This is a genomic window from bacterium (genome assembly GCA_035549195.1).
GTDB lineage: Bacteria > Oederibacteriota > Muellerivitia > Muellerivitales > Muellerivitaceae > DASZRK01.
Genome location: DASZRK010000017.1, coordinates 161,208 through 175,889, shown reverse-complemented (window position 1 = coordinate 175,889; position 14,682 = coordinate 161,208). Strand labels below are relative to the sequence as shown.

The window sequence follows — 14,682 nt, the reverse complement described above, 5'->3', positions numbered from 1 at the left end:
ACAAAGGTGAAATCCATGGACCTCAAGGGCCGCAAGATCACCAAACGCTATCCCAACGGCGAGATCACCGTCGTCTGGAAGCCCCACCTTTGCATCCACTCGGGGCTATGCGCGGCGGGCTTGCCCAAGGTCTTCGATCCTTCCCGGCGTCCCTGGGTGGACCCCAAGGCCGCGGCCACGATCGAGATCCGCGATCAAGTGATCCTGTGCCCCTCCGGTGCGCTCAGCCTGGACCCGCCGCCGACCTTGGAGGACCTGAAGGCCTCCCGGCCCTAGGTGCTTCCCATGCCCTTTTCGTTTATCCTGAGGCCCCATGAGCCCTGACACGATCCCAGCGACCCCTTCGCCCGTTCCGTCCTTCCTCATCAATCCCCATCCCAAGCACGTCTTCCGGGACGCCATCGGCAAGCTTCCCATGAACGGGGTGCATACCATCTGTGAGGAGGCCAAGTGTCCCAACCGGGGTGAATGCCTGCCCCATCACGGGACCATCTCCATCATGGTGATGGGTTCCATCTGCACCCGGGGATGCCCCTTCTGCGCGGTCACGACGGGCAAGCCCCTTCCCTTGGACCCGGACGAGCCGGCCAAGGTGGTGGAGATCGCCCGGACCCTCGATGTGCGCTACCTGGTGATGACATCCCCCAACCGGGACGAGCTTCCCGACGGCGGCGCGGGGCAGTTCACCCGCATCGTGCGGGCCCTGCGCGACTTCAACCCGGCGCTCAAGATCGAGATCCTCGTGCCCGACTTCCAGGGCAAGGAAAGTTCCTACGCCGTTCTCCTCCAGGACCCGCCGGACACCATCGCCCACGACCTTCAGACCATCCCGCGTCTTTACGGACCCATCCGGCCCGGGGCCGACTATGGACGCTCCCTGGGCTTGTTCCGTTGGTTCCGCGGGAGCGCCGGCGGCGCCAAGGTCATGCTCAAGGCCGGGTTGATGGTGGGTTTCGGCGAGACGGAGGAGGAAGTGCTCCAGGTCCTTCGCGACGCGAAGGACGCGGGCGTGAAGTTCTTCACCATCGGCCAATACCTGAAGCCGCCCGGTTCGACCCTGGAGGTGGCCGAATACGTGCCCCTCGACCGTTACCGGCGCTGGACCGAGGAAGGGGCCCGGATGGGTCTGGCCGTCCAGGCCAGCCCGCTCACCCGATCCAGCTACCTGGCCGACCGATTGGCCGGCGGCCGATAATGTCCAAGGGTCCCGGCCCTTCCTGGTCCTTCCGTTTCTTCCTGCCGCTCGTCGCGCCCGTCCTGGTCCTTTTCCTATGGCAAGGGGCCTCCGACCTGGGATGGATCAAGCCCGCACTCTTGCCCGCGCCCCTCGCGGTGGGAAAGGCTTTCCTCGACCTTTTGGCTTCCGGCGAGCTTTGGCACCATTGGAGGGTGAGCATGGTGCGGGTCCTGGAGGGCTTCCTCGCCGGATCGGGCCTAGGCATCCTGCTGGGACTCGGGCTCGGCCTTTCCCCCCGGCTGGAGCGGGCCCTCTGGTTGGTGACGGGGTTCCTGCGGCCCATCCCCACCATCGCCTGGATCCCGGTGCTCATCCTCTGGATGGGCATCGACGAGGGCTCGAAGGTGACCGTCATCGCCGTGGGGAGCTTTTGGCCGGTGCTCTTGAACACGCTTCGGGGTGTACGGGATACGGACCCAAAACTATTGGAGGTGGCCCGGGCGCTTGAAAAGGGCCCCCGAACGCTGCTTTTACGGGTCGTGCTCCCTTCGGCTTTCCCCGCGATCCTCACCGGGCTTCGTATCGCCATGGGGATCGCCTGGGCCAGCGTGGTGGGGGCGGAGCTCATCGCGGCTTCCGCCGGGGTGGGCTACCTCATCATGTACGCCCGGGAGGTCTCCCAACCCGACGTGATGCTCGCGGGGGTGGCGGTCATCGGCCTGACGGGCATCCTGATCGACCTGGCTTTCGAGAGGACCGAGCGGCGGTTCCTCCGCTGGCAGACCCGGGGGGAGGGCCAATGAGCTCCGATCCCCTTCTGGTCCTATCGGGTGTCCACAAACGCTTCGAGATGGCCGGAGGCCCCCTGACCGCCCTGTCGGGGATCGACCTAACGGTGGCCCGGGGCGAGACCCTGGTGCTGGTGGGGGAAAGCGGCTGCGGTAAATCGACCCTTCTTCGGCTGATGGCGGGGTTGGAGAAGCCCAGCGAAGGCCGTGTCCTTTTCGACGGCCGGCTTGTGACGGGTCCGGCCCTGGAACGGGGCATGGTCTTCCAGGAGCCGCGCCTTTTCCCCTGGATGACGGTGGAAGGGAACGTGGCCTTCGGCCTGCCGGAGGGCGCGGATCCCGGAGGCAAGGTGGACGAGATCGTCGGTTGGACGGGCCTGAAGGGATTCGAGAAGGCCTATCCGTCCCAGTTGTCGGGCGGCATGCGGCAAAGGGCGGCCTTGGCCCGAACCCTCGTCAGCCGTCCCCGGCTATTGTTGATGGACGAGCCCTTCGGGGCCCTGGACGCCCTGACGAGGATCCGCATGCAGGAAGAGACCCTGCGGCTGAAGGAACGGGAGAAGGCCACCTTGGTGCTGGTGACCCACGATATCGATGAGGCGGTCTTCCTGGGGGACCGGGTGGTGGTCCTGAGCCCGCGCCCGGGGCGGGTGAAGAGGGTCTTCTCGGTGCCCCTGTCCCATCCCCGGGACCGGAACGGGGCGGCCTTGGTCCGTATCCGGGCCCGGATCTACGATGAGTTCTTCCGCAAGCCGTCCCGCCCGCGAAGGAGGTCCCGAACATGAACATCCGGTCCCTGGCCATTTTCCTCCTGTCGGCCGCGTCCCTTGGGGCGACGGACCTGGGGACGGTGCGAATCGGCTACCAACCTTCCAGCAGCGTGCTCTTGGTCGGCAAGGCCAAGGGCTTTTACGAGAAGGAATTGGCGAAGTTGGGAAAGAAGGTCGAATGGCTCCCGTTCCTGTCCGGGCCTGTCATGGTGGAGGCGGCGGCGGGGGACCGGGTGGACCTGCTGGGGATCGGCAACATGCCGCCCCTGGTGGCCCGGGCCGGCGGCATCGACCTGAAGGTCATCGCCAAGGCGGCCTTCAATCCGGCCACCAACGCCCTGCTGGTGCGGCCCGACTCGCCCATCCATTCCGTCGCCGACCTGAAGGGCAAGAAGGTGGCGGCCCAGGTGGGCTCCAGCCTCCATTTCTTCCTGGGCCAGCTCCTTGCCCGGGCGGGACTGACCTTGAAGGATGTAAGGTTGGTCAACCTGGCGGGGCCGGACCAGGGCCCGGCCCTTCAGAGCGGAGCGGTGGACGCCATCCTGCTTTGGATGCCCTACCGGACCCAATTGGAAAGGGCGGGCAAGGCCCGGGTGGTGGCGGACAGCGCCCATGTGCCCGGCGGCTACAGCTTCTACGCGGTCCGCAATGCCTTCGGCCGAAAGGACCCGGAGGTGGTCCGGGCCTTCCTGAGGGCCACCCGGGAAACGAACCGTTATATGAAAGGCCATCCCCGGAAGACCCTCGAATTCCTGGCCCGGGAAAGCCGGTTCCCCGCGGAGGACCTGAAGCCCTCCCTCCGGGGGTATGACTGGTCCTTGAGGATCGAACCGGAGGATATCCGGGCCATGGGAGCCATTAAGGATTATCTTTTGGCGAGCAAGGTCATCCGCAAGGACTTTCCCATCGGGGAGCTCTTCGACCTGGGATACGAAAAGGGAATGGGGAAATGAACGAGGACCTTTCCGATTCGCGGGTCCGGGTGACCCTTCCTACCGCCTCCCGGCGACCCTATCTGCAAGGGAACCTCCGTGTCTTCGTGGAACAGGCGTTAAGGAGCCTGCCGAAGCGCTTTCCGGGCCTGAAGGTGGTGGAGCCGGTCATCCATCCCGACCGGGTCGAGATGGTCCTGGACCTTCAAAGGCTGGATGAGGACGTGAACCGGATCGTCCAGTCCTTCAAGTCCGAAGTGAAGAATTTGGCCAAGAAAGAAGGCTTTACCCAGCATAACCTTTGGCAGTGGACCCACGAGGAAAAGTGACCCGACCCCCTTGTTTTTGACCTTCCGCCCTACCCAACGTAAATAAGGACGTGCGATGACGGATCGTCATAGAGCTTGACCTTCCACCACGGTGGAAGGTTTATGCTTGCGCGCCAAGGAGGCAGCCATGGACATGACCATAGGCTCCTTGGCCAAGCGGGCCAAAGTGAACCTAGCCACGCTGAGGTATTACGAGCATTTCGGGCTGTTGAAGCCCGTGGGGCGGGCCTCCTCGGGTTACCGGCTCTATAACGAAGGCTCCCTCCTGCGTTTGAAGTTCATCCGGTATGCCCAGGACCAAGGGTTCTCCCTCAAGGAGATCGGGACCCTATTGAAACTGGACCCCCGGTCCTCTTTCGCGTGCCGCAAGGCGAAGCGGATGGCGGAGATCAAGGTCCTGGAGGTCGACCGCAAGATCGATGACCTGGAAAAGATCGTCGATAACCTGACCCGGCTCCTCCGGGAATGCGGTCGGAGGCATGGCCGGGCGGGTTGCCCCATCCTGTCGCGGTTCTACCAGGGGAGCGGTTATGAGGAGGCGTGATCGCCGGAGAAGGCGATCCGTTGCCTCCTGAGCCGCCGGCCCCATTTCAAGGATACCTGGCCCATGGGCCTCGGGAGGCCTGTCCCGCCTGCGGGGAAACGGGGCCGCCCATCTCCCGCCACGCGATGTGGGACCATCTGGAGCCGGAAGGGATCGCCATGGTCCACGCCTGGACCAGGGCCTTTACCTGCCTGAACCCCTCCTGCGACTGTCTTTATTATTCCCTTTGGCGGATGGTGCCGGCCCGCTATTGCAACAAGCCCTTGGGGTTCAAGAGCAATGCCCCCTCCCCCCGTCCGATCTGCTATTGCTTGGGGTTCACGCTCGAGGATATCCGACGGGACGCCGGCCGGGAGGGGAACGGCTCGGTCGTGAGGTCGATCCGAGAACATGCGGCCCAGAATTCCGGCTTGTGCGAGCGATTGAACCCCTCCGGGCAGTGTTGTTGGGGGCAGGTCCGACGCTACCTGGATGGATCGTCGGGGCCCTCGGGCCGGGTATAATGCCCTTGTGTTCCCCCATCCGCTTGACGTCCGAGGGGTCGCACCGGAGGCCCTCATGCGAAAGATCCTGATAGCACTGCTGATGATGGCGACCATGGCCGCGGCGCCGGTCCTGGCCGGGGTATCCGGAAAGGCCCCTGGGACAAGCGTCCCGTCCCACGGGAAGGCCGTGAAGAAGGCCAAAAGCAAAAAGGCCAAGACCCAGCACGCGAAAAAGACCCCCAAGAAGGCCAAGAAAACCAAGGGGAAGGCCAAGGCCAAAAGCGCGAAGAAAAAAAGCGGGGACGAGAACAAGCTCGGAAGCGAGATCGACCAAAAGTCCGTGACGCTGGACATGGAAGGGATCTAAAAGCTCTTTTGCCGGGATCTATTTAGATCATTTCACGTTTGGAACTGAAACCGAGATCGTCGCCAGCATTGAATTCAGATCAGCGGCCTGAGAGAGGGTCAAACTCTTGCCGTCCCCCGCCAACAGGTATTGTTTTTTCTTGTCCATAACGGCCTGAAGATCGTCCCATAGGGATGCCGCCTTAACTTTGGTGATTTTCTTGGCCTTTAACGCCAAACGAATTAAATCCATTTGAGTCAAGATTTTGTAGTTGATCGCTGAAATCGTTGGGTCTGGATTCGTTAAGGGAACAGGGGTTTTGGCGGTTGAAAGTAACGTAAAGGTGAAGAAAAAAACAAAAAAGAAATACAGTTTTTTCATGGTCTTTTCCCCGATAAACCCTTTGGAATCACCCAAGATTATTTTAAGCAGTTATTTCAAAGTAAAGCCAAATCAATCTAAGCCATGAAAACGGACAGTAAATCAACAATTGGCACCTGCATTAGAACTTAAGAATAAGCTAAATTCACTTTTAGAAATTCTTTCCTTTCAACAAAGATGTGACCCATTAGCTTATTTGTTGTCCTAAAATAAAAGTGCATTATTTTCCGAGAGACGAGAGAAACGATCATAAAAATAAATAAACAGACATAAAGAACTCCCAAGTGAAAATGGTTAGGACAAAAAATGAAAAATTTAGGCCTTAATTATATTTTAATTATAGTGGCGTGGAATATTTGTGGAGTGGTTAATTCCCAGGAAGGCCGTAATCAAACGAATTTATCTTTAAACGCAAACGAAAAAAAAGAAAAAATAATTGATGACCATATTTATTTAGTAAAAAAAGAAAAAAAAATTGAAACAAGCAGAATATATTTCGTGGACGATCACAATAAGGTCTTTAGCACATTTCAAATATTCCCTTCTTCTCCAATCAAAGATCCCGACTACAAAATTCTTCATTCAGAAAAATACATAACAATTAGAAGAATTTATTCAAAAGATAGCAGGACCATTGTGGATGGGACGGTTTTGGATTTAAAAGGGGCAACAAAGTGGAAAGTGCCACCCGAATTATTTGTGATTGGTTATTTCGCGGACATTATTCCAAATGATGAAAACAATACGATCATGATTATTAATGCATTAAAAGGGACATTAAAGATATTTTCTGTTAATGGGAAAGAAAAAACAGAAAAACAGTTTTCGCCTCAGGCACCCAGTGAACACTCAACGCTGGATGATGAAGAAGATTCAGAAATCGAATTTAGTTCCCAACCATCAGAAAAGTGTAAATATGTTTGTATTTCAAGAGAATCATCAGAGACTAATGATTTTAAAAATGAAATTACGTTACTTGACGGGAATGGAGACATTCTGTTTCAAAAATTCGACGAACAATCTAGATTCAAATCCGTTTTGGGTGTTTTTGAGGATTTTAAAATGATTGTAATTAAAGGTGATTCGGGTAGGGGAAGACGCAAGACAAGGCAGTTTGAAAGATATTTCGGACTAGATTTTAACGGGAATAAATTATGGGAGCTGGATGCCGAAAAATATTATTTTGACCTTTCAGACAGGTACGGAACAATTGTTCCCCTAGATTATGTTTATAAAGAAATGGACAAAAATGGAAAACATTGTATTCGTGTTGAGAATAAACCTAGCAGACAAAAATTAGATTTAATAACGGGTAAGATTTTTTAAGGAAAATTTACTTTGCTACAGAGGTTTATTTACTTTGCCTTGTTGTTTTTGGTGGCAAGTCAATCTTGGACTTTGGATTGGCCGTATCCAGATCCTAGTGGGAACATGCCTTCGACAGTTCAACATCTGATACGCCAAGTTGTTGGTGGTTATAGAGCTGGAGATCCAACCCGTTTTCATCGTGGCGTTGACATAACAAGACTGCCTGAGAGTAATAGTGGGGTAAGCGTTTTTTCTGTTACGGCAGGAACTGCATCGGTAGTGATTCCTGTCACCATTGTTAACGGGCAACCAGTCACTCTACCCGACGTTCACATTACGGTGGGTGGCTTAATGTATTTTCATGTTTTACCGGTTATTTCGAATCAAGACTCTGTAACCTTTGGCCAATATATCGGGACTTTATTCTCGTGGACTAATGGAATTGCTTCACATGTTCATTATCAAAATACGGATGGATCTAATCCGCTATTAGACATAAGCCCATTTCAAGATGTTGGTTCTCCACAAATACAGCAAATATCTTTTTATGACCATACCAATGACGTTGAAAACACCTCGAATAAATTATTTGGTCGTGTTGACATCAGCGCAGTTGGATACGACACAATTCAATATGTTAATGGTAATGGTGTAACACTTTCCGGTGAAGAAACAGTTGATACTGTTCTATCAAGAGGAGGGAACATTGCGCCGTATAAAATTGGATACATTGTTTTAGATAAATTAGGAAATATCTTGATTGATAGATTTACGACTAAGCCAACAATCTTATTTGATTTTTATCCTCAGAACGATACCGCCGAATATATCCACCTTTTTTTAGTTAAAGATCCAGATCATGAGGATACACACCAATTAAACGGTTATTGGGTCACAGGAGAAACAACCGGGGGCTCGTCTCCCGTCAATGGGTTTTGGGATACTAAACTAATGAAGGGTCAACCTGTTTTAGATTCTGATGATAATTTTATTGATGAACCAACTGAGACCTCGATTAATTTGCAGGCCCAGTTTCCTGATGGTCCAGTATCAGTAAATGTTTTATTTGGAGATACTGTTGGAAATACCGGAACGGCTTCTCAACAAGTAACGCTGGACAATTTCATGCCCTATGTGCAAGAGGTCATTGCATCCCAGGGCGCCAACGTTTTCTACACGGCTTCTTGGCCCACCACTGCGCAGTCCACAACGATCCTCGGAGACATGAATTTCCCGGTTTTTACGCCGGTCCCGACTCCCGATGCCGGAATGGCCTTGACGGTCATCTTCAGCGAATACATGGACACCACCACCTCGCCTGGTGTGACATTCGCCCTTAATACGGGCCAGGAAAATCCGGTGACCGCCGCAGGGAGTTGGATCACCAATGGCGCGGGGCAAGCCCAGACCTGGGTCGTCAACGCGGAATCGGGTCTTATTCCGGTCACTTACCTCGGGGACGTAACCCTCGAAATAGGGGGCGCCAAAGATCTGACTGGGAACATACTCAATTCTTATCCCGGGAATATTGCTTTGCGAAGCAGTGATGGAACGACCTGGCTGGATGGCGTGACAGGCGTCACCCTCGTCTCCGATCCCGACCAAAATCACTTTTTCCAGGTTGGATCCGATCCCGTGCCTTATCTCAAAGCGGTTACTCTAGTCCAAAGTGGTACTGTCTATAGCGCCGACTGGCAACCGCAGGGGTCCCATACGCGGACCCACCGAATAACGCAAAACGGGACTATGTCTGCAGGTCAGGATTTGGTAGTTACGCTCTCCTTCAATATGCCGACGGACCAAAGCTTGCAGCCCAGTGTTCTTTTTGTTTTCTCAAATGGTCGAATTGAGACCGTCTGCGGAAGTTGGACAGACTCTCAAACTTGGCAAGGAACCGTGAATTCCAGTCAATTGCAAACCGGGTCAAATGGATCGGTGAAGATTTTCGTCGGAGAGATGAAGAATATGGACGGGGATGACTTGGATTCGGATCCTGGAACAACAGCTTATATCGATGCGGCAGGAAATCTGAACGATGATGAACCCGGATGGGACAAGACCAATACCTTCAATTTGGGAGGGGGGAATCCCGCAGGCGCGAACACCGTCATTTCTATCACGCAAGACGATTTGGATGTTTGGCAGTTTTGGTCAGGCACCCAATTTCGAACGGGTGGTTATACCTGGGGTTGGATCCAAATTCCGGATAATACCGACTACAGCCGGTCTTCCTTTTATGAAACCGCGCATTATTTTCCGGATTGGCCGATCATGGCCTATGCGAATGGAAGACCATCTTCGGTAGCGCAGTTCTTGCCGGCATTTCCTTATAATGAAAACTCGACTTCAAAGTTCAAAGTTTTTGCTCCCCAAACCATTTGCGGACAAGCCCAAAGCCTAGTGCGCGGCGGTGGGCTCCTATCGGCTTACTTCACTCCCGGCCCGAATAATGATAAATGGCTGAATGTCGGAGCCTCTTCCCCGGGAAGTTATGGCGATAGCCAGCATCCCAACTCCGAAAGTGTTCGATTTTCGTTCGTGCTCAATGTGGTCATGCAAGACACCCCCACAGAAACGTTCACTCCGACGATCACATTGACGCCGACGGTCACGAATACACCCACACCCACCCTATCCCCCACCCCGATGGTCACGGCCGTTGCGACGGTAGATGCGTTGGGAGTGACCGTTACTTTGCCGAATGGAACCTCACTTTGGGCAGGCGCGGGCGCCCTGGACCAGGGAACCACAGTGACGATCGCCGACTTGGCTCCCGCGGATGCCCCTCCCGCTGGCGCCTATCAGCCTTCGATCGGCGATGTCTATTCCTTCAGGGCGGAGGGGACCGGAGGGCCGGTGACGGACGTTGGAAGCAACACCGTCACCTTGACCCTGGTTTATGACCCCGGTGAAATACCGGGCGGTTACTCGGCCGGCCAATTGCAAGCTGCTTACTACAACGGCTCGACGTGGGTCGACGTTGCTTCCGGTTTGGATGAAACGAACCACACCTTGACGGTCGTGACGGACCGGATAACGGATTTCGGCGTTTTCATCCATTTGCTGACACCAACGCCAACCCATACTTGGACGGAAACACCCTGCGGTTATCCAAGCGATACGTGTACCTTCACCCCATCCCCGACTCCCACGCCTATTCTCATCGTTTGCCCGCCGGTCGCAACCTGGAGCGCGCAAGGGGCCGAATCGGTTGCTTTGGACGGGCAAGGGAATGTCTATGTAGGCGGCTATTATTTGGTTTCGGAGAATTCCAACCGGTATATCGCTGTTTTCAACCCCGCGGGCCAACCCATCACCCTGTGGGACGGCCAAGGGCATATCAATGAACCCCGTGGACTCGCGGTCGATGCCCAAGGAAGGGTTTATGTGGAGGATGGCGGGATCCCTCCTATCAAAATTTTCGATGGTAATGGACAATTCATCACCCAATGGGGCTCTTCCGGGAATGGCGCGGGTCAATTACAGGTGCTGGATGGGATAGCGATCAATAAAGCCGTCAGTTTGGTCTATGTGACCGACGGAGGCAGCCACCAAAAGGTCCAGGTCTTTACCTTGGACGGCCAACCGGTTACTCAATGGGGGTCTTCCGGTTCCGGCGGCAATGGCACCTTCAGCGGCATCGCTGATATTTCCTTGGATCCCTCAGGGAATGTCTATGTCTCCGATATCAACACGGGTTTGATCCAGGTCTTTGATCCGGATGGAACATGGCTCCGCCAGTGGGACACAAGGCAAGGGACCTATTTATACGAGCCTTACCACATTTCAGTGGACCAGGGCGGATTGGTATATGTTTCCGACGGCAACGCGGCCGCGATATTCAATGGGAGCGGGACCCTCATCGGATCGACCGATACGTCCTTGGGGAATATGACCGATATAGATACCGGGAACGCCGTGTGGTATTCGGTGGGGCGTAACAATGGGATCGTCCTAAAATTCGCCAATTGCACCTTGGATGGTACACCTGTCGGAACGGTAGCCCCGACCCTGACCTCTACGGCGACCTCCACCGCGACCCCCAGCGCCACCCAAACCCCGACCTCCTCGGCCACCCATACCCCCAGCTTCACCACCACGGATACAGCGACCTCCACGGCTACGGAAACACCGACCGATACAGCCACCCATTCGGCGACCAATACCACAACTTCCACCGCCACTGATACGCCGACCAACACAGCCTCCAATACCGCGACTTCCACCCCCAGCAATACGGCGACGCCGACCGCTACCTCCACGGCGACTTCGACCGCCACCCGGACCGCGACCTCCACCCCCAGTTCCACGGCCACTTCCACGGGAACCAATACCGCCAGCTCCACCGCGACGAAAACGGCCACGAAGACCGCTACTTCCACGGCGACCTCGACGGTCACCTCAACGCCGACCAGCGATCTAGGAAGTACCTGGGCAATAGCGGCCTCCAACACCGGGTTCACCACCCGGGCGAACTCTTCTGCGGCGGTGTTCGATGACGGGTTCGGTGCTAAGTTCTACATGATGGGTGGTTGGAATGGCTCCAATGCTTATGCCGATGTTTGGACCTCCCCAGATGGAACGAATTGGGCCCAAGCGGTCACGAACGTCGGATGGGGTGCCCGCTATGGGCAGGCTTCCGTGGTTTACAAGGGGAAGATCTGGGTCATCGGCGGGAAGGCCGGCTTCGGTTTGAAAAACGATGTCTGGTCATCCGTCAATGGGGTGAATTGGACCCAAGTCACCTCCAGCGCGGGATTCAGCGCCCGCTATTTCCACACGGTGGTGGTCGATAATAATGGAACGGCGATGTGGTTGATCGGCGGGAACGATGGTTCGGTCAAACAGGACGTCTGGTATTCCAGCGATGGCGCGACATGGACCCAGGCCACTTCCAGCGCGGGTTTCGGGGCCAGGGAACAGCTTTCCAGCGTCGCCTATAGCGGTGCGCTTTATGTGATCGGCGGACGGTCCGGGAGTACGGGCACCTACTACAAAGATGTTTGGTATTCGACCAATGGTTCGACCTGGACCCAATCGACTTCGAACGCCGCGTTTGACCGAAGGAGCGGTCAAACCAGCATGGTCGCGGGTGGACGGATGTGGGTCATAGGGGGCTACCGCTTTATCGGCAACAACAACCAAGTCAACTATAACGATGCGTGGTTCTCCACTGATGGAGCCAATTGGTACGAAACAACGGACGCGGCTGATTTTACGAGCCGGGATAGCCATACGGGCGCTTATTTTCTCGGCAAGCTTTGGGCTGTAGCGGGTGTCCATCATACCAGCAATGGTTCAACGACCTATTATCACGACGCCTGGTATTCGAATTCCACCCCGGCCGTCCCAACAGCGACTCCCACACCCACGGCCAAGCCCAATTATGGCTCCACCTGGGATATGGCCAGCTTCAATACGGGATTTTCAACGCGATGGGACCATTCCAGCGTTGTTTTCAACGCCGATGGGGATGATCGGGTTTATGTGATCGGGGGTGCCAGCGGATCGAATAAGTTCTCGGATGTGTGGTCCTCGCCGGATGGGATCAACTGGACCCAGGCGGTCACCAACGCGGGTTGGGGAGGCCGGTCCGGGCAGGCGTCGGTGACCTACAACGGGAAGATCTGGGTGATCGGCGGGGATACGGGGACCAAAAAGAACGATGTTTGGTCCTCCAGTGACGGGGTGACTTGGACTCAGGTGACATCCGGCGCGGCTTTCTCGGCCCGGACGGGCCATCAAGTGGCGGTCTTTGATGATGGTACAGGCGCCAAAATGTGGTTGGTGGGCGGGGATAATGGGACCAACCGCCTGAACGACGTTTGGTATTCCTCCGACGGTAGTTCCTGGACGCAGGCCACCTCCGGGGCCGATTTCAGCGCCCGGATGGGGCATGCCCTTATCGCATGGAACAATAGGCTGTGGATCGTCGGGGGGCGATCGGGCAGCACCTATTACAACGACATCTGGATGTCCACCGATGGTGTCCATTGGGACCAGGAAACCTCGTCGGCTGGTTTCACGGCCAGGGCCGAACACACGAGCCTTATCGCCGACCGCCGTCTTTGGGTGATCGGGGGGGCGACCAGTTCCACCCAGGAAAAGAATGACGTTTGGTATTCCCCCAACGGCTATTCCTGGACCCAGGCGACTTCGGCGGCCGATTTTTCGGCCCGTTACGGCCATACCAGTGTCTTTTTCGCCGGGAAAATGCTCGTCATTGGAGGGACGAATGGCAGCACGGACCGCCATGACGTCTGGTACTCGCCCTCCAGTCCCGCCTTGGGGACCGCGACCTTCACCCCCACGCCGACCCGGACCCCGACCTCAACACCTACTCCCGATTGCTGCCAGACGGTTATGGACCTTCCCGACCAGTCGGGCGGTTTCGGCAGCCCTCAGGGAATGACGGCCGATTACGGTCAGCATCGGCTCTACATCACCGACGCGGCCAACGACCAGATCCAGGTCTATACGACCGCCGGGGTGACCGCCGGAGTCTTCGGCAGTACGGGTACGGGACTGGGCCAATTCGACTTCCCCTACGACATCGCCTACGGACAGGACGGCTATCTCTACGTCGCCGAGTACAGCAATGCCCGGGTGCAAAAGCTACAGACCGATGGGACCGGGGTTACCTTCATCGGGGCCGGGGTCTTGGGGAACGTCAGAGGTGTTTTCGTCGACTCGGGGGGAGGTGTCTACGCGACCTGCCAATGGGGAAGTGCCGGGGCGGTCTTCCGGTTCGACGAGACCAGCCCGAACGTCTACAGCATGACGGTTTCCTTCGGGGGCGATAGCGTGGGGGTCCCGACGGGGGTCTACAAGGAAGGCGACCAGGTCTATGTGGCGGATTCGAGCCATAACCGGGTGCTGGTCTTCACGGAAACGGTCAATCAAGGCGTTTATTCCTATGGTACTCCACAGGAGATACTGAGCTCCGGATTTGACCACGGGGAAGTGGCGTTGCCGTTCTTCGTTAAGCCAGACCTGGCCGGGGACGTCTATGTCACGGACGGAACGGATTCCCGCTTCCAGGCGCTCTACCCCAATTTCGACTGGTGGTGGCAATGCACCCGGAGCGGCAACGTTTTGATGGGGGTCCAACCGAACGAGTTCGGCAACGTGCTGGTCAGCTTCTCCAATACGAATAAGGTCGAGATGTTCCATGGTTGTGCCGTGGAGCCGACCCTGACGCCGACACCCGGCGGGCCCAACATTCGCAGGAGCGGTTCGGCGACGAATGAGGGCCATGAGGGCCCCACCTTCACGCCGACCTCGACCCCCACGATCACTCCTTCCCCAACTCCCGATCCGAACCAATTCGTGGTGGCGGCGCCCAACATCTCCCGGAATGGGGAACCCATCCAATTCAAGGTCTCCCTGCCGAAGGATATGACCCTGGACCTGACGCTGGTGGATATCTCCGGGGAGGTGGTCTACACCGAAACCCTGGAAGGCAGGACCGGGGAAAATGCCCTTCTTTGGGACCTGGAGAACCAGTGGAAGACAAAGGTCGCCAGCGGTCTCTATATCTTCAAATTGACCGCGCACGATGGAACGAAAACCCTCCAAAAGATCGGCAAGTTGGCCGTGCTGCATTAGGCCTAAAGACACTT

The 14,682-nt window shown here is 56.2% G+C and carries 12 protein-coding genes; 11 read left to right on the top strand and 1 reads right to left on the bottom strand.

Translation table 11 applies throughout. From position 1 onward, the window contains the following. The first annotated feature begins 15 nt into the window (after positions 1-15). The 9 genes from VHE12_04065 (at position 16) to VHE12_04025 (ending at position 5,392) form a co-directional block, all read left to right on the top strand. A complete protein-coding gene (locus VHE12_04065) occupies positions 16-276 on the top strand; it encodes a (4Fe-4S)-binding protein (GenBank protein HVZ79960.1) in 261 nt (86 codons plus the stop codon). 37 nt (positions 277-313) lie between these two features. Then, on the top strand, positions 314-1,195 hold the full coding sequence (locus VHE12_04060; GenBank protein HVZ79959.1) for a lipoyl synthase: 882 nt from the start codon (positions 314-316) through the stop codon (positions 1,193-1,195). Next, the gene (locus VHE12_04055) at positions 1,195-1,980 is read left to right on the top strand and encodes an ABC transporter permease (protein ID HVZ79958.1); all 786 of its coding nucleotides are present in this window, start codon (positions 1,195-1,197) and stop codon (positions 1,978-1,980) included. The genes VHE12_04060 and VHE12_04055 overlap by 1 nt, the downstream gene beginning before the upstream one ends. Continuing rightward, positions 1,977-2,750, top strand: a complete 774-nt coding sequence (locus tag VHE12_04050) for an ABC transporter ATP-binding protein (protein ID HVZ79957.1) — start codon at positions 1,977-1,979, stop codon at positions 2,748-2,750. The genes VHE12_04055 and VHE12_04050 overlap by 4 nt, the downstream gene beginning before the upstream one ends. Continuing rightward, positions 2,747-3,688 carry an aliphatic sulfonate ABC transporter substrate-binding protein gene (locus VHE12_04045; protein HVZ79956.1) on the top strand — a complete coding sequence of 314 codons (942 nt, stop codon included), beginning with the start codon at positions 2,747-2,749 and terminating at the stop codon, positions 3,686-3,688. The genes VHE12_04050 and VHE12_04045 overlap by 4 nt, the downstream gene beginning before the upstream one ends. Then, positions 3,685-3,996: a hypothetical protein gene (locus VHE12_04040; GenBank protein ID HVZ79955.1), complete on the top strand. Its 312-nt coding sequence runs from the start codon at positions 3,685-3,687 to the stop codon at positions 3,994-3,996. Before VHE12_04045 ends, VHE12_04040 begins: the two co-directional genes overlap by 4 nt. A gap of 127 nt (positions 3,997-4,123) precedes the next feature. Continuing rightward, on the top strand, positions 4,124-4,540 hold the full coding sequence (locus VHE12_04035) for a heavy metal-responsive transcriptional regulator (GenBank protein HVZ79954.1): 417 nt from the start codon (positions 4,124-4,126) through the stop codon (positions 4,538-4,540). Beyond that, complete coding sequence (locus tag VHE12_04030; GenBank protein ID HVZ79953.1) at positions 4,537-5,043, top strand: hypothetical protein; 507 nt, start codon at positions 4,537-4,539, stop codon at positions 5,041-5,043. Before VHE12_04035 ends, VHE12_04030 begins: the two co-directional genes overlap by 4 nt. A gap of 55 nt (positions 5,044-5,098) precedes the next feature. After that, on the top strand, positions 5,099-5,392 hold the full coding sequence (locus VHE12_04025; GenBank protein HVZ79952.1) for a hypothetical protein: 294 nt from the start codon (positions 5,099-5,101) through the stop codon (positions 5,390-5,392). Between the two features lie 27 nt (positions 5,393-5,419). Here VHE12_04025 and VHE12_04020 read toward each other — a convergent pair whose 3' ends face one another. Further along, positions 5,420-5,788, bottom strand: a complete 369-nt coding sequence (locus VHE12_04020) for a hypothetical protein (GenBank protein HVZ79951.1) — start codon at positions 5,786-5,788, stop codon at positions 5,420-5,422. Between the two features lie 270 nt (positions 5,789-6,058). On the opposite strand from VHE12_04020, the gene VHE12_04015 reads away from it, so the two are divergent. Both VHE12_04015 and VHE12_04010 read left to right on the top strand, forming a co-directional pair. Next, positions 6,059-7,078, top strand: coding sequence for a hypothetical protein (locus VHE12_04015; protein HVZ79950.1), 1,020 nt, complete (start codon positions 6,059-6,061; stop codon positions 7,076-7,078). Between the two features lie 2,535 nt (positions 7,079-9,613). Then, positions 9,614-14,668 (top strand): kelch repeat-containing protein, encoded by a 5,055-nt coding sequence (locus VHE12_04010; protein HVZ79949.1) that lies wholly within the window; start codon positions 9,614-9,616, stop codon positions 14,666-14,668. Positions 14,669-14,682: the final 14 nt, after the last annotated feature.

What these genes read in the sequence shown, in the direction of transcription:
- VHE12_04065 (HVZ79960.1), top strand. Translation starts at nt 16, where the DNA reads ATGGACCTCAAGGGCCGCAAGATCACCAAACGCTATCCCAACGGCGAG.
- VHE12_04060 (HVZ79959.1), top strand. Translation starts at nt 314, where the DNA reads ATGAGCCCTGACACGATCCCAGCGACCCCTTCGCCCGTTCCGTCCTTC.
- VHE12_04055 (HVZ79958.1), top strand. Translation starts at nt 1,195, where the DNA reads ATGTCCAAGGGTCCCGGCCCTTCCTGGTCCTTCCGTTTCTTCCTGCCG.
- VHE12_04050 (HVZ79957.1), top strand. Translation starts at nt 1,977, where the DNA reads ATGAGCTCCGATCCCCTTCTGGTCCTATCGGGTGTCCACAAACGCTTC.
- VHE12_04045 (HVZ79956.1), top strand. Translation starts at nt 2,747, where the DNA reads ATGAACATCCGGTCCCTGGCCATTTTCCTCCTGTCGGCCGCGTCCCTT.
- VHE12_04040 (HVZ79955.1), top strand. Translation starts at nt 3,685, where the DNA reads ATGAACGAGGACCTTTCCGATTCGCGGGTCCGGGTGACCCTTCCTACC.
- VHE12_04035 (HVZ79954.1), top strand. Translation starts at nt 4,124, where the DNA reads ATGGACATGACCATAGGCTCCTTGGCCAAGCGGGCCAAAGTGAACCTA.
- VHE12_04025 (HVZ79952.1), top strand. Translation starts at nt 5,099, where the DNA reads ATGCGAAAGATCCTGATAGCACTGCTGATGATGGCGACCATGGCCGCG.
- VHE12_04015 (HVZ79950.1), top strand. Translation starts at nt 6,059, where the DNA reads ATGAAAAATTTAGGCCTTAATTATATTTTAATTATAGTGGCGTGGAAT.
- VHE12_04010 (HVZ79949.1), top strand. Translation starts at nt 9,614, where the DNA reads ATGCAAGACACCCCCACAGAAACGTTCACTCCGACGATCACATTGACG.